The sequence below is a fragment of the Terribacillus sp. FSL K6-0262 genome (assembly GCF_037977385.1).
GTDB lineage: Bacteria > Bacillota > Bacilli > Bacillales > Amphibacillaceae > Terribacillus.
The window spans coordinates 102978-127576 of sequence record NZ_CP150277.1; the positions used below are offsets into that span (position 1 = coordinate 102978).

Genomic DNA, 24599 nt, shown 5'->3' on the forward strand with positions numbered 1-24599 from the left:
GAAAAACCCCTGACACCAGTGGTATCAAGGGTTTCCTCTATTAGAAAAAGTGGGCTGCTTAGCAACGTCCTTAGTTATCTTTCTTTTCATCTACTATTCTCATTAGTACGATACAAATTAAAATTAAAACAATAAATGTTCCTATGTGATCAGGTTGATTATTAAGAATATAGATGTTTACTGGATAGTTAACAATTAAGATTAATGTTGCAATAATAATTAAGATACGGTCTAGTTGTTTCACGATTTACTCCCTAGTATTATTTATTTCTCCAAAGTACCATTATTCCACTTGGAGGAAGTGTTGGAAAAGCAAAATCCATATTTTCAACCAGCAGAGACTTTATGTACAATAAAACGTGATGTCCAGAAAACTTAGACACACTTCTAATAACTGGACTGATGCCAGCTATAGCAACACTTTATCCATCCTGAGTAATAATATAAATGATATTTATTAGCTAAAGAGCTCTATTTAACATTTTTTGCGGTTTTTATATACGACCTGTAGCCTTTTCTCTTTGGTTTAAATATCGAATTTGTTTTATGATGTCGAGCACGACTGAGCATAAAAATTGAACTTATTCATTGCATCTGATAACGTGCCTACAGCATAGAAACTTTCCTTTGAACGTCCAACACACCCTATTAATGGTGAAGATAAAAATTTAAGCATCTCATATATTTCTTCTAGAGAAGGAGGTGTATCGAAATCACCATTATGCCTCAATGTCCTATATATATCTTTTACCTCTAATAAGCCCTCCGTGACCGGGTCATTACTTTCTACAACAAGGCTATCAACAACAGCTTGCAATAGTTTTCCTGACCTCTGGATTTCTCTCCTTTCTGAATCTAAACAACTAATATCAACTTTACCTGCTTGTGAAAAGATTTTTTTATATGCATCAGCTTGTAATGGTATTTGGTTATGGAATCTTATTATTTTCTCTAGCGAATCTATATCTATTAATACTACTTTATGATCTATAGCTCGTTTAACTAACCGTTCATTAGTAAAAGAAAAACCTATCACTGCTATAAAATCAGCTGAATGCAACTTTTTGTGATCCTTTAACGTATCAAAATTAACTTGCCCATCTGTAACGACACCTGTATGTGTTGATTTTGCATCAATTGCTACTGTATAAGAATATTTTGGGATACTAGGTGAATGTATTAAGACATCAGTTTTACCTGCTCCCCCAAGCCAAGATGTATTAAAACCTAGATTTGAAAATGCAGCTGCAATAGCTCGTTCAAATCTTGCAGGATTAGATGAATCTTTTGAAGCTAAACGTAGTTCAGTAAGATAGTCATTTACCTCTAAGTGTTCAGCCTTAGTCTTAATGTCTCCAATCTCATTAGTAACTTCTATATTTAATTTATTTTGTATCAATACCTTATCTAATAATTTCTTAGCTCTTTGCGTTAAACAATACTTACCCGGACTCTCTTCTTGTACAAGTAATGCGCTTTGCATGATTTTTATACGTTTTCTAATTTCCTCAATCTTTTCTGTCTGAAATCCATAAGATACCTTAGCAATTACAGCTAGTTCTTTAACAGATAAACTTCCTTTTTCTAATTCTTTTAACATTTCGAAAACAAATAATACTTTTGCATGTAAACAGTATACTAAATCTAAAATCGATTTAGTCGTTAACCATTTTTTAGCCAACCCTGTAGCCTCATATAAATTTCTTGATTTACGCTCGAGGAAATCTATATTGGTTAAAGTCGTAACAAAAGAGTTAGCCGAAGAAGCGGATATATTATAAGTTTCTCTTGAATAATTAAAGAAAGATTCTTTATCTATTGTTGAGTACATTAGTTGTATATACCCATCAAATGTATAGCGAAGTTCAGAGATATTACCCGGGATGTAACCTATCGACGACTTTCGAGATTTAAATTCTTCCTGATTCATTTGAATTAATTCTTCTGCCCATAGTGAAACAGTGACTCCCTCTTCATTAATGGTGGGATCTCCAAAAGTTTCAATTTCTTCGGGTTTTACGTATTTAATATCCTTGACAAATTCCCTGCCCTTATCAGTTAAACAATATGTATTCTTAAAATCATTAAAACTCACTAAATTTAATTGTCTGAACCATGTTAACCTATTTGAGACCTCTGACTTGGTATCCCAATTTAGCTTATAGTCATTATTAGCTATATTAAGTAATTCCTTAATCGCTATTGGCGAATGAAGTTTCACTAGAAGTTCACCAATGAACCTAACATTAGCGCAGAATACCGCTGTTAAGTATAAATCGTCTTCAGAATCTAAGCATCGTTTACCTTCATCGGAAATCTTCCATATTCCATCTTCTTTGTATATTAGCCCAATAGGTCTCAACCATCTGCAAAGATGTTCTAAAGTTGCTTGACTTGTACTACCTGGAAACTCCATTTTAGTAGCATATGGTACTTTATCTACTATCGCTTTTAAAATTTCTCTTAGAATGGTAGGTTGACCTAAGTCCCCTCTTGGAATTTTAGGAAGCGAGAATACTTTAGCATTCCATTCTCTATGTATAGGATATTCATCTGGATTAATTGAGTTCAAATTATACACCTGCCAAATTTTAGTTATTACACAATTCATTATATACCATAACTAAATGCCTAGCTAAAGAAACTATACTCTCAATACAAATAAAATAAAATTATAAACAAGTTCAACTAATTAGTTATATGGTATAATGGTGGATATTGTTAAAATGGAGAATATGTGGTAGTTACTAAAAAAGAGGAAATAGCTGGCAGTATCGCATCAAGTTCACAAATCCCATTACTAAGGAAATAACGGAGGTATCAAAAGGAGGTTTTAAAACTAAGAAAGAAGCCCAATCTATCGCAGTAATTCATGAGCAGAGGTTAGCTACTGGTCATGAGGTAATCACTAAAGACGAGCTGTTAAGTGAGTATCTAAGGATATGGATTACAGAGTATAAAAAGGATAACGTCAGGAAGAACACCTATATACTTCATGAGCGTAATATTGAAAAGCATATTATCCCCTACTTCCAACTTATTAATCTCAAAGAAGTTACAGCGCTAAGATATCAAAAGTTTATAAATCACCTTAAAGCAAAAGGATATAGTACACGTACAATAGAGATAATTCATCAAACTATGTATAGTGCCACGCAGACTGCGGTTAAGCCATTAAAGAAAATAAGTGAAAATCCATGTGAAGATGTGACGCTTCCCCGTAATACGCGCAGAATGGCAGATAAGATACAGTATATTGATTCAGATAGGATATCTGATTTCCTCTTCCATGCTCGACGTGATAACTACATGTACTACATGTTCTTTAAAACTCTAATTGAGACAGAAATGAGAAAAGACGAAGCACTTGCATTGCAAAGATCAGACATCGATTTAAAAAAGGGATATATAACAGTTAATAAAACTCTGGACTTTCAAGCTAAACCTGGAGAAGACCTATTTGGCTTAACGAAGACATACGAGCCGAATAGAAAAATCAAACTGACTAACACACTTACAAAAGAGCTAGCAACACTTGGACAAGCTCAATGATAACAAATTAGTACTCAATGATATTATCGCCATGACCTTGATTTAATCTTTTGCCGCGAAGACGGTAGTATCTTACCTAAATCATCTCTATATAATGCTTTCAAGCGGATACTTAAACAAGCACAAATAGAAAAACTCCCGATTCATTCCCTAAGACATACTCACGCAGTCTTATTGTTAGAATCAGGAGCTGATATGAAGTTTGTACAAGAAAGACTTGGCCATAAGTCGATCAGTATCACTTCAGATATTTATTCTCATATATCACCAAAGAGCGAAAAATCGAGCGTAGATGGATATGAAAAATACACTCAGTCAATTTATGACTGATATTTTTTAGCCAAATTTGGTGGTCAAAAAGTGGTAAAATCTAACTTTGGGGTTAGCAGCCTACTTTTTGACCACCAGTGAAATGGCTTTAAATCAACGTTTTTCGCTTAAAAGTCTTCCATATACTGATCGCGTTCCCATGGGTGCACTTGTGTGCGGAACATATCCCATTCGATTTCTTTTGCTTCGATGAAGTGTTCGAATAGGTGATCGCCCAATGCTTCGACGATGATATCGTCGGATTTAAGCTGTTCAAGAGCATCGAATAGTGTAGCTGGAAGATCTGTTACACCGTTCTTTTCTCTTTCCGCTTTGTCCATGACATAGATGTTGCGGTCGATGGATGCTGGTGCTTCCAGGTTGTTCTTGATTCCGTCAAGTCCTGCAGCAAGCAATACGCTCATTGCCAGGTATGGGTTCGCAGATGGATCGACGCTGCGGACCTCGATGCGTGTGCTTGCTCCGCGAGCGGATGGCACACGGATCAATGGGCTGCGGTTCTTGCCGGACCATGCAACGTAGCATGGAGCTTCGTAGCCAGGTACCAGGCGTTTGTATGAGTTTACTGTCGGATTCGTTACAGCAGTGAAGTTGACCGCATGCTTCAATGTGCCTGCGATGAACTGATATGCTGTTTCGGAAAGCTTCAGCTCGCCGCTTTCATCATAGAAAGCATTCTTGCCGTCTTTGAATAGGGACATGTTGCAGTGCATACCGGAACCGTTGACACCGAATAGCGGTTTCGGCATGAATGTGGCATGCAGGCCATGTTTTCTGGCGATTGTCTTCACTACCAGCTTGAAAGTTTGGATATCATCCGCATGCTTCAATGCGTCTGCATATTTGAAATCGATTTCGTGCTGCCCTGGTGCCACTTCGTGGTGGGATGCTTCGATTTCAAAGCCCATTTCTTCCAATTCCAACACGATATCGCGGCGGGTCGTTTCACCCAAGTCCGTCGGGGCAAGGTCGAAGTATCCGCCTTTATCATTCAATTCCAGTGTCGGTTCGCCTTTTTCATCGAGTTTGAACAAGAAGAATTCCGGCTCTGTACCGATGTTGAATGCACTGAATCCAAGCTCTTCCATTTTTTTCAGGTTGCGCTTCAAGTTATAACGCGGGCAGCCTTCGAATGGCTCTCCTTCAGGAGTATAGATATCACAGATGAAACGTGCCACTTTGCCTTTTTCACTAGTCCAAGGGAATACAACGAAAGTATCCAGGTCCGGATAAAGTTTCATATCGGATTCCTCGATGCGCACAAAGCCTTCGATGGATGATCCATCAAACATCATTTCGTTGTCCAAAGCTTTGTCCAATTGGCTAAGCGGGATTTCCACGTTTTTGATTGTGCCAAGCAAGTCGGTGAACTGCAAGCGAATGAACTTTACGTTCTCCTCCTTGATGATCTTGATTACATCTTCTCTAGTAAATTTCGCCATTCTTTCTCCTCCTCTATTAATGGAAGAATCGTGATAACTCTCCCTGACGTAACGAAGCTTTACCCAAACGTCCGGTGTCCATCAATTCCTGACGAAGCATTTGTCGCAGTGCCTTGTCGGAGATCTCCGGTGCGATCGGGGTCTCAAGCGTATCTGCTGACGGTTTTTCTTTATAAGGCAGCATTTGCTTGATACCGGCAAGATTGATTCCTTTATCGATCAATTCCTTGATCTCCAGCAGCCGATCCACATCATTGAATGAGAAAAGCCGCTGATTGCCTTCTGTTCTTGCTGGGAAAATCAGTCCGTTGTCTTCATAATAACGGATTTGTCTTGCTGTTAATGCAGTAAGTGATTTTACAATACCAATAGAGAACAAGGGCATAGATCGGCGATTCATGTCACTCATTTATCGTCCATCCCCTTTCCTTATGTACTCTACGTCTATTATATACGTAGGTAATTTTAAATGTCAACACGTGTCAGCTTAGTTGACATGAAATTTTTCAGTTTGCTTGATTCGTTGATATCAAGCCTTTTTCCAGTAGATTCTGAGCTGCATCGATGATGGCCAGCTTCACATGGGCATAAGTCAAACCTCCCTGGACAAAAGCCGTGTATGGCGGACGGATCGGTCCATCTGCCGTCAGCTCGAGACTGGCACCTTGGATGAAGGTTCCAGCTGCCATGATGACGTCATTTTCATATCCCGGCATTGGCGCCGGATGCGGTGTCACATGTGCATTGACTGGTGATGCATGCTGGATTGCCTGGCAGAAGGCGACCATTTGATCCGCTGAATGAAAATTCACTGATTGGATCAAATCAACTCGCTTGGCATCGTATTTCGGTGAAGTAGAAAATCCGAGCAGCTCCAGGAACCTGGAGGTGAAAATGGCTCCCTTCAGTGCTTCACCTACGACATGGGGTGCCAGGAAGAAACCTTGGAACAGCTCCTGCAGCATCCCCAATGTTGCTCCCGTCTCTTTTCCGAGACCAGGTGCGGTCAAACGATTGGCACATAACTCGATCAGGTCCGCCCGCCCGGCGATATAGCCGCCCGCACGCACAATACCGCCGCCTGGGTTCTTGATCAAAGATCCGGCAATCACATCAGCCCCGACATGAAGCGGTTCTTTGGTTTCTGCGAATTCCCCGTAGCAGTTATCGACAAATACGATGATCTCCGGATACTTCTCTTTTACGAAGGCGATCATCTCCCCGATCTCAGCAACAGAAAACGAAGGCCTGTCGGCATATCCTTTCGAACGCTGGATTGCCACGACCTTCGTCTTATCGGAAAGCTTCGCTGCCAGAGCCGGATAATCGATTGCACCTGCTTCGGTCAAATCGACTGCATCATATGTGACACCAAAATCCTTCAGGGACCCTGTATCTTCCTGCCGGTTCCCGATGACACCTTCCAGTGTGTCGTATGGTTTACCGGTGATATAGAGAAGCTCATCTCCCGGGCGAAGGATACCGAAAAGTGCCGTCGTGATCGCATGCGTCCCGGAAACAATCTGCGGCCGTACAAGCGCATCTTCCCCGCCGAACACTTCAGCATATACTTGTTCGAGCGTCTCGCGGCCAAAATCATCATAGCCATAGCCGGTGGTCGGATTGAAATGACTGTCGCTCACGCGCTGGTTCCGGAATGCATCCATCACTCGTTTCTGATTTTCTTCTGCAATGCGATCTATCTCTGCGCGCTGGGCGCTTGTTTCTTCTTCCGTTCTTCTTGCTGTTTCTTTTATCATGCTTCATTCTTTCCCTTCAATTGATGAACAAGCGGGTGATCCGGCAATACATAGCCGCTCACTTCATAAGCATCCAATTCTTCATTGTAATCCCGTTTCGTCAGGATCGTTTCTTGGGCAAGCTTATCCAGGAGACGCCCGCCTGTCGCAGGTACGATTGTATCATAAAATTCGCTTGTTTCCTGGATCATTTCCTGCACTTTTTCCAGTAGGCGGCGTCGATCTTCTTCCTTGAATGCCGATATCTGCATATATGGATGAGCGCTGGCAATGAAATCCTCCGTCAGGAGATCCGCCTTGTTATAGACTGTCAGAATCGGCAGATGATCTGCTCCGAGTTCTTTGAGCAGCTTCAGCACTGTGGCCTGCTGCTGTTCGTGATCCGGATGGGCGCTATTGACCATATGAATGATGAAATCCGCTTCGGTCACTTCTTCCAGTGTCGAACGGAAAGCTGCTATGAGTGCTGTCGGTAAATCCTGTATGAAGCCGACGGTATCGGTCAGCAATGCCTGGAAACCGGAAGGAAGCCGCATCCTGCGTGTCATCGGATCCAGCGTGGCAAACAGCTGATCCTGCTCCAAGCTGTCATTTCCGGTAAGGCGGTTGAAGATAGTCGATTTACCGGCATTTGTATAGCCGACCAAAGCAATCTGGAATGCCTGATTCGCTTTGCGCCTTTCCCGATAGCGGGATCGGTGCGAAACGACCGCTTTCAGCTGATGTTTGATTTCATCGATCCGGCGGCGGATATGCCGTCTGTCGGTTTCCAGTTTTGTTTCACCGGGGCCCCTCGTCCCGATTCCGGCCCCAAGACGGCTCATTTCGGTACCCTGCCCATAAAGTCTTGGCAGCAAGTACTGCATCTGTGCCAGCTCCACCTGCAATTTTCCCTCGCGGGTATGCGCACGCGTCGCAAATATATCAAGGATCAGCTGACTCCGGTCGATGACACGGACGCCGATATGGTTGCTGATATTCTTCAGTTGCCCTGGAGACAATTCATCATTGGAAATGACGAGGAGCGGCTCTTCCTGCTCGACGAGCTCAGCAAGTTCATCCAGCTTCCCTGCGCCGAAATATGTTCCAGGATGCAGGCGCTCCCGCTTTTGCGTGACGATTCCCGCCACGGTTCCGCCCGCTGTCTTTGTCAATGCCTCCAGTTCATCGAGCGATGATTGGAATCGCTCCAATGTCTGATTCTGATGATGGACTGCCATCAATAGTACACGTTCCATGCTGTCACCCTTTCCATATGTCATTATACCCTATCAGATAAGGAAAAAGCCTTCGCTTTATGCGAAAGCTTGGAAATGACCGGAGGAATGACATCCATGCTTCATGGAGAAGCCGATTTACTTCACCACATCCCCTGTATTGACGATCCTGATTTTTACTTCGTAGTCCACTTCTGCGTTCGCAAAGTGTTCATCCCAATCCTTTTTCATCTTTTGATATTCCCTTGGGTAAGCGATCCGGAAACTATCGGAGAATCCGACGACTTCCGTTTTATAATCATCCTGAAGCTTTTTCATCGTTTCCTTCATCAATCTCTTGACTTCTTTTTCTGCCAAGCGTCTCAATTCTTCTACGTAACGTTCGGACAAACTATGGGCAGACTGGGACCAATCTTCCGTTATCCATCCATCTGCTTCACTTTGTACCAGGAAGGATAGACGCCCATCCTGTAATTTCGGCTTTACCTTCGTCTTGTAATGCTGTACTTCGTATACAATCGTATGATCTTTATCATCCTGGAATTCAAGTAAACCAGCCTTCCCTTCCCCGCTCATCCAGTTTATCCCTTCCACCTCTTCCGTCGTCAGGAAACCGGCGAGCTTCCTGTCCTTCCCTCTTATTATGCCGGCCCCGTCCACTTTGATCGTATTATTTTCCTTCACGACATTCGGCAAGGTAAAGCTGATCCGGGAAGCCAGATTGGCAGCAACCTCACCTAAGCGTACTGGAGGCAGGATTTTCAGCGTGCTTGTTTTATTATCGAAAATGCTGCTGATATAGCTGCTGGGTATCTCCCCTTCGATGTTCGTGTCCAATACATCAAACGTTTTCTGCTCGCTTAGGACAACATACGGGCTAAGGCGTGTCACATTATCACGCATGATCTGATCGAGCATAATGGAAAGATCGTATTTGCGCGCTATTTCTTGATTGATGATGATGGATTCCAGATGATCCGTGTACACAGGATAAGGCAGCTGAAGGGAGATGGAACGCAGAATATCCTGGACCGACTCCCCTTCAAGGGTAACGTCTTGATACATTTTCCCTTGCGGCGCTGCCCCTTGCTCTCCTTTTTTCTTGGTACTGGCAATCTGCGTGGTATGCTTGATCGGAGTCTGCTCATTCTCGCTGCTATCGATGCCAAAGCCGATCACAAACGACATTTCCTCGATATCAGCGCTGTCCCAGCAGCCGGACATGAATAACAGCGAAGCAATTGCACATAGACAGAGATCACGTACCCTTTTGTGTCTCTTCACTGTATTTCAGCCTCCTCACAATCGCAATGATCAACAGCAGCGATGGAACGAGGAAAGAAAAAGTAAAGCTTGTCCAGCCAATCATCGTCCCCATCTTTTCCAACTGATTCAAATCCTGAGGAATCAAACAAATGATATAAACTGCAGCCAAAAGGAAATAATTCGCTTTCTTATATGATATACGCGTCAGCTGGGAGATGCCTTTGGCCGCCACATATTGACAGACCACATATGTCGTGAACATCTGGATCAGCCAAACGACCAAGAACAGCGAATCAAAACGTTCAAAGAGGATGCCTTCGTATTCGTATTCCTGGATGAGGGCAAATGTCGGCCATTTCTGATGTTTCATCCTATCTACCGATAAACCGCCGGTAATGATGACGACAGCCAATAAATAAAGGGATACCGGTATGACTATCCCGATCAACGCCACCTTCTTCGCGTCTTTGGGCTTCTGCATCATGGCAACGAATACGAGCATGAATTCCAATCCGCTGAAAGTGAGGAACGTCGGAGTGACTCCCTTCAATACAGGAGCTACTCCAAGTCCGAATACAGGCCGCAGATTATCAATTTCAAATACTTTGAAACCAAGACAAAATACCAGGATGAAAATGAATAGACAAACAGGCGTCAATAGCTCGATCAGCCGGGCAATCGGATTGATGCCGCCCACCAGCAGGTAAATGGCAACCCAGTACATACTGATCAGAATGACAGGAATCGGCGTTTCTTCCAGCAAATAAAACTGTGTCAATTCCCCCATGGATCGTATTTCAAACGCGCCGATCAAAAGCGCGTATCCGATGAAACCAATGCTTAATATCGTCCCCAGCCATTTGCCGACGATCAGCTTGTTGAATTCGAAAAAGGTAAGGCGGTCAAAGCGAAGGCTCAAAGTCACGATGATAAGGCACGAAAGATAAGCGCATATGCCGCCCAACAGTACACAAATCCATAAGTCCGGCGTTTCGACTTTCATGGCCAGATTCCGCGGCAGGGTAAAGATACCTACTGCAATCAGTGTTGTTGCAAGCAACGAAACCATTTGTACGGTCGTGATCCTAGTCGTTCCCATTTTCATCTGCCATATCTCCTAATATTTCTTTCTTCTGACCTGGTCCTTCGGGAAGTATTCTGCGGGACGATTTCTCATCGTAAACAAAGGCATGCGGAGAAAGAAGTCCTTCCAGTCTTCTTTGCTGTATAATGTGCCCGGAGTGATATAAGGGACTCCAAAGCTGCGCAGCTTGACCGCATGGACACAGAGTGCCAAAAAGAATAAACTGATCCCGTACAAACCAAGGAAAGCAGCGGAAAACATGGCCAGGAAACGAAGTGCCCTCAGCGCGATGCCCGCTCCGTAATGAGGCGAGACAAAGGATGCGATGGCCGTGGCGGCGACGACAATGACCATGATCGGACTGACCAGCCCAGCCTGCACCGCCGCTTCCCCGATGATCAGGGCACCGACCAACCCGACCGTTTGCCCTACCGGCCGTGGAAGCCTGAGACCTGCTTCCCTCAACAATTCAATCGATACTTCCATCAGCAGCGCCTCGATGATCGTCGGAAACGGAACCCCCACCCTCGTCCCGGCTATGGCCAAGGCTAAATCAGTCGGAATCAGCCCTTGATGGAAAGATACGAATGCAATATAAAAGGACGGCAGGAATACACTCAAAAAGGCAGCTACATACCGAAGCAGCCGAATGAGGGACATTGGGATCCAGCGCTCATAGTAATCCTCCGGTGATTGCACCATCACGGAGAATGTCGCCGGCACAATCAGGGCATATGATGAGCCATCAAGCAGGATCCCGACCCTTCCCTCCAAAATCGCCCCCATCACGCGGTCGGGCCGTTCCGTTGCCTGTACTTGCGGAAAAATGGACATATAGTTATCCTCTATCAGCTGTTCAATATAGCCCGTATCCGCCGCATGGTCTATATCCATATTTTGTATGCGATCCTTGACTTCCTTGACCAGCTCTTCATTGGCGATGTCCTTCACATATACCACGGTCAGCTGTTTGCTCGTTCTCTCCCCAACATTAAAATCCGAAAATGTCAAATTGGGGTCCGTCGTCATCCTGCGCAATATTGCTGTATTATCCCGAATATTTTCGATGAAACTCAGACGGGGCCCCCTGACAAGCGCTTCGGTGATCGGCTCGTCCAAATTACGGGAAATCCATTTTTTGGCACTGAGCACAAATGCTTCATCCAGTCCCTCCGCCAACAGCAGAACAGATCCAGACAGAAGCTGCCGTATCATTTTATCCGTGTCCTTCAGAGCCTTTATATCACTGACTTCCAGCGCATGATAAAGCAAGTAATCCTTTATATTTCCACTCTTGAATAGATGGAAGCCAGACTTAGACTGCTTGCTGTGCATCAGCGGATGAAGGATGGATTGCTGCAACAGCTGCTGATCGACCAATCCATCGATATGGACGATCGTGCAGCTTCGATTATCCATTCCCAATTTGAATTGACGGAAAATGATATCGGAGCTGTCACCGACGATACCTTTGATATGTTCCACGTTCTGCGCTAATTTTGCAGACAGGACAAATTGATTCGGAAGGAAGGTCTGTTCTTTTCGTTTGTGGACTTTTTTGCGGAGCCCTTTTAATTTATTGGCCAGTACAGTACATAAGACTGGTACAAGGACAACAACGATCGTACCGATCCACACATCCAACCGCAGAAGAAATTCAAATATATTTTCCATCATGTGCACTCCTTGATATGTATACTGCCCCAGCAAATTCCGGCTATGCACTGCATGAATACCCTTTTAGAGCAAAAGAGCTCATTGCGCAGCCGCGCAATGAGCTCTTTGTTCACGTTCCGGGTCATTCTTCATGATTCAAATCGGCAACTGTTATTTTCATCAATTCTTCCGACGACAGATGGTGATCATGGCGCACAAGCCGGACTGCTTGCATCCGGATCGCTTTTTCGATGATATTCCGTACAAAGCGGGCATTCGAGAAATCCGCTGTTCGTTTGGCTTTCTGCTGGACGATGATTTCTTTTAGCTTCCATTCCGCTTCCTTCGTCAGCTGATACTCTTTCTCTGCAAGCATCCCTTTGGCTATATTCATCAATTGCTCGGATTTATAATCAGGGAACTCGAGCTGGATCGGGAAGCGTGAACGCAGCCCAGGGTTCAAGCTCATGAAATGCCTCATTTCCCTGGGATATCCGGCAAGGATGAGGATAAATCGGTTGGAAGCATCCTCCATATGTTTGACCAGCGTATCGATTGCTTCCTTCCCGAAGTCCTTTTCGCCTCCGCGCGCCAGCGAATAGGCCTCGTCGATGAACAGGATGCCGCCCATGGCACGTTGGATGAGCGCTCTTGTTTTTTGAGCCGTATGCCCGATATATTCACCGACTAAATCGGCCCTTTCCGCTTCAATGAAATGTCCTTTATCCAAAACCTCCATATCACGAAAAACTGAAGCAAGCTTCCGGGCAACTGTCGTCTTCCCTGTACCGGGATTGCCTTCGAAAAGCATATGCAGCACTTGCTTTTCCTGTTTCAGTCCCGCTGCCTCCCGTTTCTGGCTGATATGGACATTTGCATAAATTTCTTTGATTGTTTTCTTGAGCTTCTCCATTCCGATGAAGGAGGCGAATTCCTGGTCGATATGACGGAACGGATCGATATCGCGCTTGGCAGCAGCACTTTGCAGCTGTTCCGTCTCCTGCTGCCTGTTTTTCAGGACGATATTGATTTTTCCTTTCGCATTCGTAACTTGAGCTTCCATATGATCACCCCTCACTGCAGTTTACGCTCAAGACAGGTAGGCCGTGACAAATGCCCAATGGTCTTTATCTACTTTATTCAGCGGCGCTCCACTTTAAAACAAAAATAAAACGGGCGCATTGGGCGCCCGCTTTATTTTAACTATGTTCTTTATAATCCAGCGATACATTCTTGACTGGGGAGAATGTAGAAATCGCATGTTTGAAGATTAATTGCTGTCTTCCTTCCGTTTCGAACAATACAGTGAAATTGTCAAAAGCCTTCACCGTTCCGCGAATTTGGAAGCCATTCGTCAGGAAAACAGTGACTTGCATACGTTCTTTGCGTAGTTGATTCAGATATTGGTCTTGGATATTAACAGATTGAGACATCTATTCCCCTCCTAATTTCTATACGGTTCCTATTTCTACCTTTATTCCAGCTTTCCTGCAAGTTCTTCTAAAATAATTCTAAATTTTTGTTTTTTTGTCGCAGGCGTAATCGTATACCAGTCCACATCCATCTTATTGCGGAACCATGTATATTGACGTTTCGCATAGCGCCTGCTGTTCTGCTTCAGCTGGGCCACCGTATCCTCCCAGTCCATTTTCCCTTCCAGATAAGGGATAAACTCCTTATACCCGATTGCCCGCATGGATTGGGTGTCTTTGATGCCGCGATCCACCAGCTGCTTCACCTCTTCCAGCAATCCGGCAGCAAGCATCTTATCGACCCGGAGATTTATCTGTTCGTAAAGCAAATCCCGGTCCATCTCCAAACCGATCATCGTAGCATCATAACGAGCATCAGGTTCGGCCTCTTCATGATCACTCATTCTTTTACCGGTGCGGCGGTAGATTTCCAGCGCCCGGATCACCCGCCGGATATTATTCGGATGGATGCGCTCTGCCTGTACTGGGTCGACCTCCTGCAGCTGGCTGTGCAAGTGAAGCGGTCCATGTTCTTTTGCTTCCTGCTCCAGCTGCTGCTGATAGCTGTCATCCCGTTTTGCCTCCGAAAAATCGTAGCCGTAAAGGGCAGCCTGTATGTATAAACCGGTTCCGCCGGCAATGACCGGGAGTTTTCCGCGGCTTGTTATATCCCTGACACAAACCTCTACATCAGCTTGAAAATCAGCCGCAGAATAATTTTCATCAGGGTCGCGGATATCAATCAGATGATGCGGGATTCCTTGCTGTTCCTCTTTGGTGACTTTTGCCGTTCCAATATCCATGCCCCTGTATATCTGCATGGAATCGCCGCTGATCACCTCGCCGCCGAATTTTTTCGCGATTTCGATACTCAGCTGGGTCTTGCCGACACCCGTGGGTCCGACAACGACGATTAGTTTCTGTTTTTCCATGTCATTCTCCTTCTTTAACATGTCATTAGTTTAGCATAACACTGCAAAGAAAGATAAACGAAAAGCCGTGCACGCATGAGCACAGCTTATTTTTCATCGGCATCGATAAGATATTTCGTCAGGCGGATGGCTTCATATTCCAGTCTGCCGAGGATATCCGCAAGCAATCCAGCTGTCGCATCATCTTCCTGCCTTTTCGCAAGCGGTATGCCGGTGATCTTGATTTCCTGGGCCAGTTGACTGTAATCATGACGCAAGGTCTTGACGACTTCATAATCCTCATCATCGGCTTGCGCTTCCTTCAAGGTAGCTTCCTTCAGGAATTTGCTCATGACTGCTATCGGTCTGCCGCCGATGGCAAGCACACGATTGCCCAACGATTTCTTCATCTGGTCCAATTGCAGATGCAAATCCTCTGTATATTGCTCAATCACATAACCATATGGGCCTTTAGCATACCAATGATAACGCTGAAGCTTCACATGCAATACACTGATATTGGCTATTTGCTGGTTCAGAAAGTCCACAAGATGCTGATTCTGCATGGCTAACGCCTCCTCTGGCTAATCAGCATGCCCAAAATCAGAACAATCTATTCCATGTTTGCGGCCCGACGATACCGTCCACACCAAGACCATTGCTGCGCTGGAAATCGACGACGGCCTGTCTTGTGACCGGGCCGAAAATCCCATCAGCTGTCACGCCTAATGCCCGCTGGATCCGCCGGACATCATCACCGTGACCCCATCCGAATATAACTTCCGGGGTATGGGACACTGGCAGACTGTCGTGAATCGCTTGCCGATGACCCGATATAATCGAGCGGGTCGACCGCGTTGGATTTGTCCGCGTTCCATCTGCCGCGGTGCAATTCAAAATGGAGATGCTGACCAGTGGAATCCCCCGTGCTGCCCATATATCCGATGAATTGTCCCTGCCTGACAGCATCTCCCACGCTTACTTGCCGGGATCCCGACCGCATATGTGCATAAACCGTTTCATACGTTTGTCCGTTAAGCTGATGCACAAGGAAGACGACTTCTCCGTATGAGGAAGACACATACGATCTGCTGACAGTACCGGCAGCAGCTGCGACGATTCTCACAGTGCCGGATTGTGCCCAATCGACACCATTATGGGATGATCCAGCACCTCGGAAGCCGTTTGTCAGCCTGCCTGATGTCGGTTTGATGAATAGTGCCATACTGTAATCTCCTTCCTGTCAGTAATCAGATTACAGGATAGTATAAGCACGTTCCCCATCCTCCGGGGCGGTGAATACCCAGACAAGCCAAAAAGGCGCAGCTGCCTGCGCCTATTGTACTCGTTTGAACAGTTTTTCCAGCTCGTATGAAGTGAAGCGGATGATGATCGGCCGACCGTGCGGACAGGTGAAAGGATCCTGTGATGTCCGGAGCTCTTCCAATAGATGGAACATATCATCATGATTCAAGTGATGGTTCGCTTTGATGGAACGTTTGCAGGACATCATGATTGCCGCTTCCTCCCGTAATTTGTGAATATCGACTTTGCTTTCCTGCATCACCTGTTCCACGATTTCACGGATGATTTCCTCTTCGAAGCCTTTCGGGAACCATTGCGGATGGGAGCGGACGATATACGTATGTCCTCCGAAGGATTCAAAGAATAATCCGACTGCCTCAAGCTCTTCCCGATACTGCTCGATGATCAAGGATTCCTGCCGGGTGAAATCAAATGTGAGCGGGATGAGCAATTCCTGCAATTCCTTTTCCACTTCCCCGATTTTTTCCCGGTAGTATTCGTATTTGATCCGTTCCTGCGCAGCATGCTGATCGACCAGGAAGAGACCCTCTTCATTTTCCGCCAAAATATACGTGCCATGATGCTGCCCGATTGGATACATCGGCGGGACTGCATATTCCGGCTCATTTTCTGGGTCGACGGTATCCCCTGGTTCGTTTGCTTCATCAGGATCTGAAAGGAAAACCTCGGGCTCTGGCTTTCCTTCCCCTTCAACCTCTATGATCGGAGGCGCTGATTCCTTCACTTCATCAAAGAACCATCGCTCCGGTTGGGGATCTGGTTCTTTGATCGGTTTATTTTCAAAGAAAGTGAAGCTTTGCTGTTCGCTTCGTTCCTCGACCTTTTTCTGTTTCGGTGCGACAGCTTCCGGAATGAGCCGCTGCTGCCGAAGCGCCTTGCCGACCACCTGCTCGACAGCATCAAACAGCTCTTTTTCCTTGCTGAAACGGACTTCGAGCTTAGCCGGATGCACGTTGACATCGACAAGGACCGGATCCATTTCGATGGAAATCACAGCAAGCGGGAATCTGCCGATCGGCAGCAGGGTATGATACGCCTGCATGACGGCTTTGGCCAAGATAGGATTGCGGATGTATCTGCCATTCACGATAAAGGATACATACTGACGGGAAGCCCGATTGATCTCTGGCTTGGCCGCTAACACCGCCAGCTTATAATCCAATGTCTCATGTGTCGCCTTCACCATTTTCTTCGCAACGGAATTACCATAGATTTGAGCGACGATCTGCAGCATATCCCCTCGTCCGGTTGATTGGAACAAAGCTTTGCCATTGTGCGTCAGTTCGAACCGTATTTCCGGGTGAGCAAGCGCAAGGCGGTTGATCACCTCGGAGACATGGCCAAGCTCCGTATGGATCGTTTTCATATACTTCAGGCGGGCCGGGGTATTGAAAAACAGATGACGGACCGTAATCTCCGTCCCTTTCCGTGCATCGCACTTGCTTCTTTCTTTGATTGCGCCGCCTTCCATGACTAGCTTCACACCTGCATTTTCACCAGTGCTTGTCTTGATTTCAAGCTGACTTACCGCGGCAATACTGGCCAATGCTTCCCCGCGGAACCCAAGTGTACGGACATGGAAGAGATCATGCTCATTCCGGATCTTACTCGTAGCATGACGGAAAAAGGCCCGTTCCACATCATCCGGTTCCATGCCGTCACCATTGTCAACAATGCTGATTTCGGTCAGCCCCGCTTCCTGTACGGCCACTTTGATCACTGTACTGTTTGCATCGATACTGTTTTCCACCAGTTCCTTGACGACCGAAGCCGGCCGCTCGACCACTTCACCCGCTGCAATCTTATTCGCTAAATCATCCGGCATCAATTGAATCGCCATATTGGAACCTCCTTACTTCTTTGCTGCCATTTGCTGCAATTTATATAATAGATTCATAGCTTCAAGCGGTGTTTGCTCCATCAAATTGATCGATGCAAGCTCTGCCAACACTTTATCCGCTCGGCTGTCTTGTTTTTGTTTTTTCATTTCCGGCTCTGGCTCTGCGAAAAACGATAGCTGAACCTCTTCCCGCTCCTGTTCAGGTTTGGAGACAGCCGGCTTTTCCCCCTGCCCTTCCAGCTCCTGAAGGATGTGTGAGGCCCGTTCGATAAGGCTTCCCGGGAGCTTAGCCAATTTTGCGACATGGATACCGTAGCTTTCATCAGCCGCTCCATCACGGATTTGATGGAGGAAAACGACATTCCCGTCATGCTCCTCTGCCCGGACGTGGACATTGCGAAGCTTATCCAAATTCTCCTCCAAAGACGTCAGCTCATGGTAGTGCGTCGAGAATAAAGTCTTTGCATGGATATGGTCATGGACATATTCGATGATGGCTTGTGCAAGAGCCATGCCATCATAAGTGCTTGTCCCCCTGCCGATTTCATCCAGTAAAATCAGGCTTCTGTCGGTCGCATGCTCCAGGGCATGCCTGGACTCCAGCATCTCGACCATGAAGGTACTCTGGCCGGAAACTAGATCATCCGCCGCCCCGATACGAGTGAAGATCTGATCGAAAAGAGGCAGATCGGCTGCTTCACAAGGAACAAAACAGCCGATTTGGGCCATGATGCTCGTCAATGCCACCTGGCGCATATATGTGCTCTTACCGCTCATATTCGGTCCGGTGATAAGCAGGATATCCGCATCATTTTCCATTTGCACATCGTTCGGTACAAACTCGCCCGATTTCATCACTTTTTCGATGACAGGGTGGCGGCCCTCCTTAATCGACACGGATCGTTCGAGGTTGAATGTCGGTCGCGTATAACGCTGCTTTTCACTTACTTCAGCGAAGCTTTGCAAAACATCCAACTGGCTGATCTGTTCTGCGAGCTGCTGCAGTGCAGGGATATACGTCTTGACATGGTCCCTGATTTCCATGAACAGCGTATACTCGAGATCCACACTTTTCTCCTGCGCCTCCAGGATGAGCGCTTCTTTTTCCTTCAGCTCGGGTGTGATGAAGCGTTCTGCATTACTGAGCGTCTGTTTACGTTCATATTTCCCTTCCGGAAGCAGATGAAGATTCGCCCGCGTTATCTCGATATAGTAGCCAAATACCTTGTTATAGCCGACTTTAAGCGATTTGATACCCGTCTCCTCGCGCTCCCGCTGTTCCAGTGCGGCAATCCATTGCTTCCCATTCCTTGAAGCATCCCGATATATATCAAGCTGTTCGTGGAATCCGTCTTTCAGGATGCCGCCTTCCCGCACACTGATGGGTGCATCTTCATGCAAACTGCTTTCCAGATATTCACACAGATCCGGCAGCGGATCGAGCGCTTCCCCCATGCGGCGGACTTCCTCTTCCTCAAAGCTTGAGAGAACCTGCTTCAATTCAGGCAGCTTTTGCAGTGTACGCTTCAGCTGCAACAGATCCCTCGCATTGACGTTTCCGAAAGCGACCCGACCGGATAGCCTTTCGATATCATACACGGATTGCAGATGCTGCCGGATCGTATCGCGTTCGAAGAAATGATCCAGAAAGGCCTGGACCAGATCCTGGCGTCTTACAATCGCTTCTTTTTGCAGCAGGGGACGCTCCAGCCATTTCTTCAGCATACGCGCGCCCATTGCCGTAACGGTGTCATCAAGCACCCATAGGAGGCTCCCGTGCTTCCCTTTCTTCAGGATCGTTTCGGTCAGCTCGAGATTGCGTTTTGAATACATATCCAGTGTCATGAAATGCTTGAGCTCCATCACTTGGAGCGGCTTCAGATGATCCAGGCCACGTTTTTGCGTCCGTTCCACATAGTTCAATAGCATGGAAAAACATCCCAGCAGCCTGGCATCCGTCACATTGCCAGTGAGCTTATCCAGTGACATGCCAGCACTGTTCATTTCCTGATAGGATAACGTGACACCAAGGCGGTCCCGCAGCGCCTCCTGCAGCTCCGGATTAAACCCCTCGGTGATGACGATCTCCCTCACCGGCTGGTTGTAAAGCTCGCTCAGCAGACTATCGAAGCCGCCTTCCAGCAATGCAGCCCGGTTTTCTCCTGTGGAAAGATCATGGTACACAAGGCTGTATGTACGGTCTTCATTTTCCGTGACAGCTGCCAGGTAATTGTTCTCCTTTTCATCAAGCATGCCGTTTTCCATGACAGTACCTGGTGTGATCAGCTGGACCACTTCCCGCTTCACGACACCTTTAGCCGTCTTGGGATCCTCCACTTGTTCACAGATGGCGACTTTATAGCCGCGTGATACAAGTGTTTTTATATAATTATCTGCCGAATGATACGGAACGCCGCACATCGGCACCTTTTCATCGCCTCCTGCATTCTTGCTCGTCAAGGTGATCTCCAGTTCCTTCGTCGCTTTCAGCGCATCCTCAAAGAACATTTCGTAAAAATCACCTAGCCTGAAGAAGAGGAAGGCATCCTTATAATCGGCTTTTATTCTTAAATATTGCTGCATCATCGGTGTATAACCTGACATTTTCTACTCCCCTGTTTCATTGCAATTAGTCCTATTATAACACAGGTATTTTCCTAGTTTCTTCTGTTGCGTCACTTTGAAAAAATACAAAAAACGAGAGCGCCTGCTCTCGTTTTAGTCTTTGTCATCCTTTTTATCCAAAAAATCAGGATCTACATCTTTGAAATCATCTTCAGAAAGCTCATAATCCCAATCTTCTTCTACGTCCACTTCCACTTCGCATCCATCAGGATCGACCTTCACGCAAAGCTTTGTTTCTCCCACGACTTCTACAAGGAATTCCTTCTCGACTTCGACGAAAATCTTCTGGCCATGCTGCACGATCTTGCATTCCAAGCAATTCGGCTGTTGGATTGCTTTCGCATAAACCTCAAACTCGTCATCCAGACAATTTTCATCCTTGATGCTCAATTTGACCAATTCCTTATACTCGACAGTTTCCGATACAACGTCTGTTTTGGAATTATCATTGTAGGAATACCAAACGTTGATATCATACTTGCCGACTACTTCCACCCCTACGTCGCCTTTCTTTTTTGCGTGATAGCGGTGATTGATGATCCAGCAGCCAAGGATGCTGGACGGTTTGTTGTCCGGGCGGATATGATCGATATGCTTGCTGAATTTACGACCGCGGCCGATGACCGCTTTCGTGATGATTTCACGATATGACTGATCTTGAAAACCCATCTTGCCAAAACCTCCTCTTTTTACATAGTCATGTTATGCAGGGTGTTCACCTATGGTGTCAGAAAATAATGCTCCCGCTCACCACAACTAAACGCTCCTCCATACTATGCAGATGCCTAAAGAGAGGTTATCGAAAACTTGCCGGATGACTGATCATTAAAGAAAAAAAGAAACGGACTCAATTGTCCGTTTCTTCATTACTGAAGACAGTTTGCTGGATATTCTGGCTGATACTCTGCAGGATATGATTCGTAATGACTTGGGACTCCTTGAATTCCTGGACGACAGGGATACTATCGATTTTCTCCTGCAGCTCATCTATTTCCTTTTCCATTTGCAGCTGTGCTTCCCGTTTGCCATAAGCCTGCAGATTGACAGCCTGCTTCTGCTTCATTTTAATTTGATTGATATATGTCTGCACCTTTTTGTTCTCGTTAAGCTTCGCTTCCAGCTGATGAAAGTGCTCAATCTCTTCCAGGTGGCCCATTTCATCTGCCAAGCTTTCAGCCTGCTTGAGAATCTCTTCGGTGGAATAACCCATTAGATCTGTACCTCCGCTGTTGTTTCTGTCAACTCGCCATCGAGTGACCATGTTTTGGCTTTCTTTATACGTACCGGGACGATTTTACCGATCACTGACTTCGGACCCTTGAATTTGACGAGCTTATTCTTTTCCGTATAACCTGCCAGCACGTCCGGATTCCGCTTGCTTTCCCCTTCGACCAATACGAGGACTGTTTCTCCTTCATACGCACGCATGGACTTGGCTGCATATTCATCCACCACTCTATTCAATCGCTGCAGGCGCTCCCTTTTCACTTCCATCGGAATATTGTCTTCCCATTTGGCAGCGGGCGTCCCTTCACGCGGGGAATAGATATAGGTGTAGGCAGCTTCGAACCCGACTTCTTCGACCAGCGATAAAGTTTCCTGGAACTGCTCCTCGGTCTCGTTCGGAAATCCGACGATGATATCGGTCGTCAGCGTCACATTCGGTATCTGCTGCCTGATCTTGTTGACAAGCGTCAGATATTCTTCGCGTGTATAACGACGGGCCATTACCCTGAGTATATCATTGCTGCCCGATTGGACAGGCAAATGGATGTGATCAAGAAGATTGCCGCCTTTGGCCAGTACCTCTATCAGTTTATCATCAAAGTCACGCGGATGGGAAGTCGTGAAGCGGACACGCGGAATATCGACCTTCCTGATTGCATCCATCAGATCCCCGAGCCCGTAATCGATATCGGGCAAATCTTTGCCGTAGGCATTCACATTCTGACCAAGCAAAGTAATCTCTTGATAGCCCTGTGCTGCCAGCTGCCGCACTTCCTGGATGATATCCTCCGGCCGTCTGCTCCGTTCCTTGCCGCGGGTATATGGGACGATGCAATATGTACAGAACTTATCGCAGCCGTACATGATATTGACCCACGCTTTGATCTTGCCTTTTCTCGCTTTGGGAAGGTTCTCGATGACATCGCCTTCCTTGGACCATACTTCCAGCACCATTTCCTTGCTGAATTGGGCTTCTTTCAATAGCTGCGGAAGCCGATGGATATTGTGTGTCCCGAAAATCAAATCGATATGATTATGCTTCTTCAGGATTCGATTGACGACCGCCTCTTCCTGCGACATACAGCCGCAAACACCAAGGATCAGATCGGGCTTCTCCAGTTTCAAGGCTTTTAGATGACCTATTTCCCCGAATACTTTATTCTCGGCATTTTCCCGGATGGCACAGGTATTAAGGAGTATGACATCCGCTTCGTTTGTATCCGTGGTGGGTGCATACCCCATTTCCAAAAAAAGTCCTGCCATCACTTCGGTATCATGCTCATTCATTTGGCAGCCGTATGTACGGATAAGGAATTTTTTGCCCCGTCCCGCATCCTTCAGCTCCGGGGGAATCGTGAAATCATAATGGAACTTAACCTCTTCCCTGCGCCGCTTTTTGGCCTGCTTCAAATTCGGCGGCTGGTATGTCGTTTGGAAATACTTAGCGAAATCGGCTGTTGTCTTTTCATGAAGCGGCTTCTCGATTTGATTTGCCTGTTCTGAACCTGTCAAACTAACGGATTTACGCTGTTCCTCATTCACTGTTTCCTGCTCCCCCATCCATAGATCGTTTTTGTCCATTATACCAATGCTCTTATCAAGGTCCAAGTATCGGAAATAAAAAATCCCGCTATGAGCGGGATTTATCGTGGTTCTACAATTAATTTGATGGCAGTCCGTTCCTCGTTATCGATCATGATATCCGTAAATGCCGGGATACAGACCAAATCTACACCACTCGGAGCAACAAATCCCCGGGCGATGGCGACAGCTTTCACGGATTGATTAAGTGCTCCTGCGCCGATTGCTTGGATTTCCGCTGAGCCGCGTTCCCTTAATACGTTCGCGAGTGCGCCTGCTACTGAGTTTGGATTGGATTTCGCTGAAACTTTTAGTATATCCAACACTGGTACCTCCTTCGTTTACTGGACTACTTTCCTTTTAACTATATTTCTGTGTGGTGATGGATATGCCCATTTCGGGCGATGTCAGAAAAAAGTGCTGCGGTCTGTCCTGGATTATATCTGTAAACAAAAGAACTAGTGAAGGAGCAGCAAAGATCAATCCATATACGGGTGGTCATCATTGATCAGGATGCGTTTGATGGAGGAAGCCTTCCCCGTTTGCGGATCCAGATCGATCACTACTCCATTTAATTGTGTTTTACCCTTTTTTGGTACTTCAAAACGTATTGGGAGATTAGTCAGGAATCTTTTGATGACTGCCTCGCGCTCCATTCCCAGGATTGCGTCATACGGACCAGTCATACCAGCGTCTGAAATATATGCCGTACCAGAAGGCAGTATACGTTCATCTGCTGTCTGCGTATGCGTATGGGTGCAGACGACAGCGCTGACCCGGCCATCGACATACCAGCCGAATGCCTGCTTTTCACTTGTCGCCTCCCCATGGAAATCGATGAAGATCAGATTCGTCCGCTTTTGTGCTTCTTTGATCAGCCGGTCGGCTTCCCGGAACGGATCATCCGCCGGCATCATGAATGTACGCGCCAGCAAATTGATGATTGCCACTTCATATTGATTCACCTTCACATAGATGATTCCTGTACCGGGAGTCTGCGGCGGCAGGTTGGCCGGTCGGACTAGATATTTTGCATCGTCGATGAATTCGAAAATATCCCGCTTATCCCATGTATGGTTGCCCATCGTGATAGCTTGTGCTCCCCATTCCAGGAATTGTTTATAAATGCGTTCGTTGATCCCTTTTCCATCCGCACTATTCTCTCCATTGATGATTGTCAGCTGCGGCTGATAACGCTGTTTCAGGCGAGGCAAATATTCCTGCACCATTTGACGTCCCGGTTCCCCGACAACGTCCCCGATAAATAATAGCTTCATAATCCATTCCTTCCTGACTGTCTATTAAAAAAA

At 46.1% G+C, this 24599-nt stretch carries 22 protein-coding genes and 2 pseudogenes; 3 read left to right on the forward strand and 21 right to left on the reverse strand.

Translation table 11 applies throughout. From position 1 onward, the window contains the following. Nucleotides 1–544: 544 nt before the first annotated feature. Nucleotides 545–2572: a hypothetical protein gene (locus MHI54_RS00500; RefSeq protein WP_340082109.1), complete on the reverse strand. Its 2028-nt coding sequence runs from the start codon at nucleotides 2570–2572 to the stop codon at nucleotides 545–547. A 347-nt stretch (nucleotides 2573–2919) separates the two neighbouring features. On the opposite strand from MHI54_RS00500, the pseudogene MHI54_RS00505 reads away from it, so the two are divergent. From MHI54_RS00505 to MHI54_RS00515, 3 genes and pseudogenes are all read left to right on the forward strand, one after another. Beyond that, a pseudogene (locus MHI54_RS00505) lies at nucleotides 2920–3081 on the forward strand (site-specific integrase); the annotation flags it as partial. A gap of 228 nt (nucleotides 3082–3309) precedes the next feature. Next, entirely contained in the window at nucleotides 3310–3552 is a 243-nt protein-coding gene (locus MHI54_RS00510; RefSeq protein WP_340082110.1) for a hypothetical protein, read from the forward strand. Between the two features lie 45 nt (nucleotides 3553–3597). Beyond that, nucleotides 3598–3882: a tyrosine-type recombinase/integrase gene (locus MHI54_RS00515; protein ID WP_095214783.1), complete on the forward strand. Its 285-nt coding sequence runs from the start codon at nucleotides 3598–3600 to the stop codon at nucleotides 3880–3882. A 107-nt stretch (nucleotides 3883–3989) separates the two neighbouring features. Here the strand turns inward: MHI54_RS00515 and glnA are convergent, their stop codons facing one another. The 20 genes and pseudogenes from glnA to MHI54_RS00615 all read right to left on the reverse strand — a co-directional run bounded on the left by glnA (nucleotide 3990) and on the right by MHI54_RS00615 (nucleotide 24566). Then, nucleotides 3990–5324 carry a type I glutamate--ammonia ligase gene (gene glnA / locus MHI54_RS00520; protein ID WP_095214782.1) on the reverse strand — a complete coding sequence of 445 codons (1335 nt, stop codon included), beginning with the start codon at nucleotides 5322–5324 and terminating at the stop codon, nucleotides 3990–3992. Between the two features lie 16 nt (nucleotides 5325–5340). After that, the gene (locus tag MHI54_RS00525; RefSeq protein WP_095214781.1) at nucleotides 5341–5733 is read right to left on the reverse strand and encodes a MerR family transcriptional regulator; all 393 of its coding nucleotides are present in this window, start codon (nucleotides 5731–5733) and stop codon (nucleotides 5341–5343) included. Nucleotides 5734–5830: 97 nt separating this feature from the next. Next, a complete protein-coding gene (locus tag MHI54_RS00530) occupies nucleotides 5831–7084 on the reverse strand; it encodes a methionine gamma-lyase family protein (RefSeq protein WP_095214780.1) in 1254 nt (417 codons plus the stop codon). Next, a complete protein-coding gene (gene hflX / locus MHI54_RS00535; RefSeq protein WP_095214779.1) occupies nucleotides 7081–8322 on the reverse strand; it encodes a GTPase HflX in 1242 nt (413 codons plus the stop codon). Before hflX ends, MHI54_RS00530 begins: the two co-directional genes overlap by 4 nt. Before the next feature lie 117 nt (nucleotides 8323–8439). Then, a complete protein-coding gene (locus tag MHI54_RS00540) occupies nucleotides 8440–9585 on the reverse strand; it encodes a Ger(x)C family spore germination protein (RefSeq protein WP_340082111.1) in 1146 nt (381 codons plus the stop codon). Beyond that, complete coding sequence (locus MHI54_RS00545) at nucleotides 9560–10672, reverse strand: GerAB/ArcD/ProY family transporter (RefSeq protein WP_095214777.1); 1113 nt, start codon at nucleotides 10670–10672, stop codon at nucleotides 9560–9562. Before MHI54_RS00545 ends, MHI54_RS00540 begins: the two co-directional genes overlap by 26 nt. A gap of 12 nt (nucleotides 10673–10684) precedes the next feature. Then, nucleotides 10685–12328, reverse strand: coding sequence for a spore germination protein (locus MHI54_RS00550; RefSeq protein WP_340082112.1), 1644 nt, complete (start codon nucleotides 12326–12328; stop codon nucleotides 10685–10687). A gap of 121 nt (nucleotides 12329–12449) precedes the next feature. Then, on the reverse strand, nucleotides 12450–13370 hold the full coding sequence (locus tag MHI54_RS00555) for an AAA family ATPase (RefSeq protein ID WP_340082113.1): 921 nt from the start codon (nucleotides 13368–13370) through the stop codon (nucleotides 12450–12452). A 136-nt stretch (nucleotides 13371–13506) separates the two neighbouring features. Beyond that, nucleotides 13507–13740, reverse strand: a complete 234-nt coding sequence (hfq, locus tag MHI54_RS00560) for an RNA chaperone Hfq (protein ID WP_340082114.1) — start codon at nucleotides 13738–13740, stop codon at nucleotides 13507–13509. A gap of 41 nt (nucleotides 13741–13781) precedes the next feature. After that, nucleotides 13782–14711, reverse strand: a complete 930-nt coding sequence (gene miaA / locus MHI54_RS00565; RefSeq protein ID WP_340082115.1) for a tRNA (adenosine(37)-N6)-dimethylallyltransferase MiaA — start codon at nucleotides 14709–14711, stop codon at nucleotides 13782–13784. Between the two features lie 86 nt (nucleotides 14712–14797). Further along, nucleotides 14798–15256, reverse strand: coding sequence for a ferritin-like domain-containing protein (locus MHI54_RS00570; RefSeq protein ID WP_095214773.1), 459 nt, complete (start codon nucleotides 15254–15256; stop codon nucleotides 14798–14800). A 37-nt stretch (nucleotides 15257–15293) separates the two neighbouring features. Further along, nucleotides 15294–15488, reverse strand: coding sequence for a peptidoglycan-binding domain-containing protein (locus MHI54_RS00575; protein WP_340082116.1), 195 nt, complete (start codon nucleotides 15486–15488; stop codon nucleotides 15294–15296). 31 nt (nucleotides 15489–15519) lie between these two features. Beyond that, nucleotides 15520–15915, reverse strand: a pseudogene (locus MHI54_RS00580) (M23 family metallopeptidase); the annotation flags it as partial. Nucleotides 15916–16026: 111 nt separating this feature from the next. Next, nucleotides 16027–17856: a DNA mismatch repair endonuclease MutL gene (gene mutL / locus MHI54_RS00585; RefSeq protein WP_340082117.1), complete on the reverse strand. Its 1830-nt coding sequence runs from the start codon at nucleotides 17854–17856 to the stop codon at nucleotides 16027–16029. Nucleotides 17857–17868: 12 nt separating this feature from the next. Next, a complete protein-coding gene (gene mutS, locus MHI54_RS00590; RefSeq protein ID WP_340082118.1) occupies nucleotides 17869–20460 on the reverse strand; it encodes a DNA mismatch repair protein MutS in 2592 nt (863 codons plus the stop codon). A gap of 114 nt (nucleotides 20461–20574) precedes the next feature. Continuing rightward, nucleotides 20575–21150 (reverse strand): outer spore coat protein CotE, encoded by a 576-nt coding sequence (cotE, locus tag MHI54_RS00595; protein ID WP_095214769.1) that lies wholly within the window; start codon nucleotides 21148–21150, stop codon nucleotides 20575–20577. Between the two features lie 178 nt (nucleotides 21151–21328). Then, the gene (locus MHI54_RS00600) at nucleotides 21329–21691 is read right to left on the reverse strand and encodes a YlbF family regulator (RefSeq protein ID WP_340082119.1); all 363 of its coding nucleotides are present in this window, start codon (nucleotides 21689–21691) and stop codon (nucleotides 21329–21331) included. Further along, the gene (gene miaB / locus MHI54_RS00605; RefSeq protein ID WP_340082977.1) at nucleotides 21691–23250 is read right to left on the reverse strand and encodes a tRNA (N6-isopentenyl adenosine(37)-C2)-methylthiotransferase MiaB; all 1560 of its coding nucleotides are present in this window, start codon (nucleotides 23248–23250) and stop codon (nucleotides 21691–21693) included. The genes MHI54_RS00600 and miaB overlap by 1 nt, the downstream gene beginning before the upstream one ends. Before the next feature lie 101 nt (nucleotides 23251–23351). Next, entirely contained in the window at nucleotides 23352–23612 is a 261-nt protein-coding gene (locus MHI54_RS00610) for a stage V sporulation protein S (RefSeq protein ID WP_093726526.1), read from the reverse strand. 156 nt (nucleotides 23613–23768) lie between these two features. Beyond that, nucleotides 23769–24566 carry a TIGR00282 family metallophosphoesterase gene (locus MHI54_RS00615; RefSeq protein ID WP_340082120.1) on the reverse strand — a complete coding sequence of 266 codons (798 nt, stop codon included), beginning with the start codon at nucleotides 24564–24566 and terminating at the stop codon, nucleotides 23769–23771. Nucleotides 24567–24599: the final 33 nt, after the last annotated feature.

Bases quoted from the DNA above. Each gene is read 5' to 3' on its own strand.
- MHI54_RS00525 (WP_095214781.1), bottom strand. From the start codon at position 5,733: ATGAGTGACATGAATCGCCGATCTATGCCCTTGTTCTCTATTGGTATT.
- mutS (WP_340082118.1), bottom strand. From the start codon at position 20,460: ATGTCAGGTTATACACCGATGATGCAGCAATATTTAAGAATAAAAGCC.
- glnA (WP_095214782.1), bottom strand. From the start codon at position 5,324: ATGGCGAAATTTACTAGAGAAGATGTAATCAAGATCATCAAGGAGGAG.
- hflX (WP_095214779.1), bottom strand. From the start codon at position 8,322: ATGGAACGTGTACTATTGATGGCAGTCCATCATCAGAATCAGACATTG.
- miaA (WP_340082115.1), bottom strand. From the start codon at position 14,711: ATGGAAAAACAGAAACTAATCGTCGTTGTCGGACCCACGGGTGTCGGC.
- MHI54_RS00570 (WP_095214773.1), bottom strand. From the start codon at position 15,256: ATGCAGAATCAGCATCTTGTGGACTTTCTGAACCAGCAAATAGCCAAT.
- MHI54_RS00555 (WP_340082113.1), bottom strand. From the start codon at position 13,370: ATGGAAGCTCAAGTTACGAATGCGAAAGGAAAAATCAATATCGTCCTG.
- hfq (WP_340082114.1), bottom strand. From the start codon at position 13,740: ATGTCTCAATCTGTTAATATCCAAGACCAATATCTGAATCAACTACGC.
- MHI54_RS00545 (WP_095214777.1), bottom strand. From the start codon at position 10,672: ATGAAAATGGGAACGACTAGGATCACGACCGTACAAATGGTTTCGTTG.
- MHI54_RS00530 (WP_095214780.1), bottom strand. From the start codon at position 7,084: ATGATAAAAGAAACAGCAAGAAGAACGGAAGAAGAAACAAGCGCCCAG.
- MHI54_RS00510 (WP_340082110.1), top strand. From the start codon at position 3,310: ATGTACTACATGTTCTTTAAAACTCTAATTGAGACAGAAATGAGAAAA.
- cotE (WP_095214769.1), bottom strand. From the start codon at position 21,150: ATGGGTTTTCAAGATCAGTCATATCGTGAAATCATCACGAAAGCGGTC.
- MHI54_RS00600 (WP_340082119.1), bottom strand. From the start codon at position 21,691: ATGGGTTATTCCACCGAAGAGATTCTCAAGCAGGCTGAAAGCTTGGCA.
- MHI54_RS00550 (WP_340082112.1), bottom strand. From the start codon at position 12,328: ATGATGGAAAATATATTTGAATTTCTTCTGCGGTTGGATGTGTGGATC.
- mutL (WP_340082117.1), bottom strand. From the start codon at position 17,856: ATGGCGATTCAATTGATGCCGGATGATTTAGCGAATAAGATTGCAGCG.
- MHI54_RS00615 (WP_340082120.1), bottom strand. From the start codon at position 24,566: ATGAAGCTATTATTTATCGGGGACGTTGTCGGGGAACCGGGACGTCAA.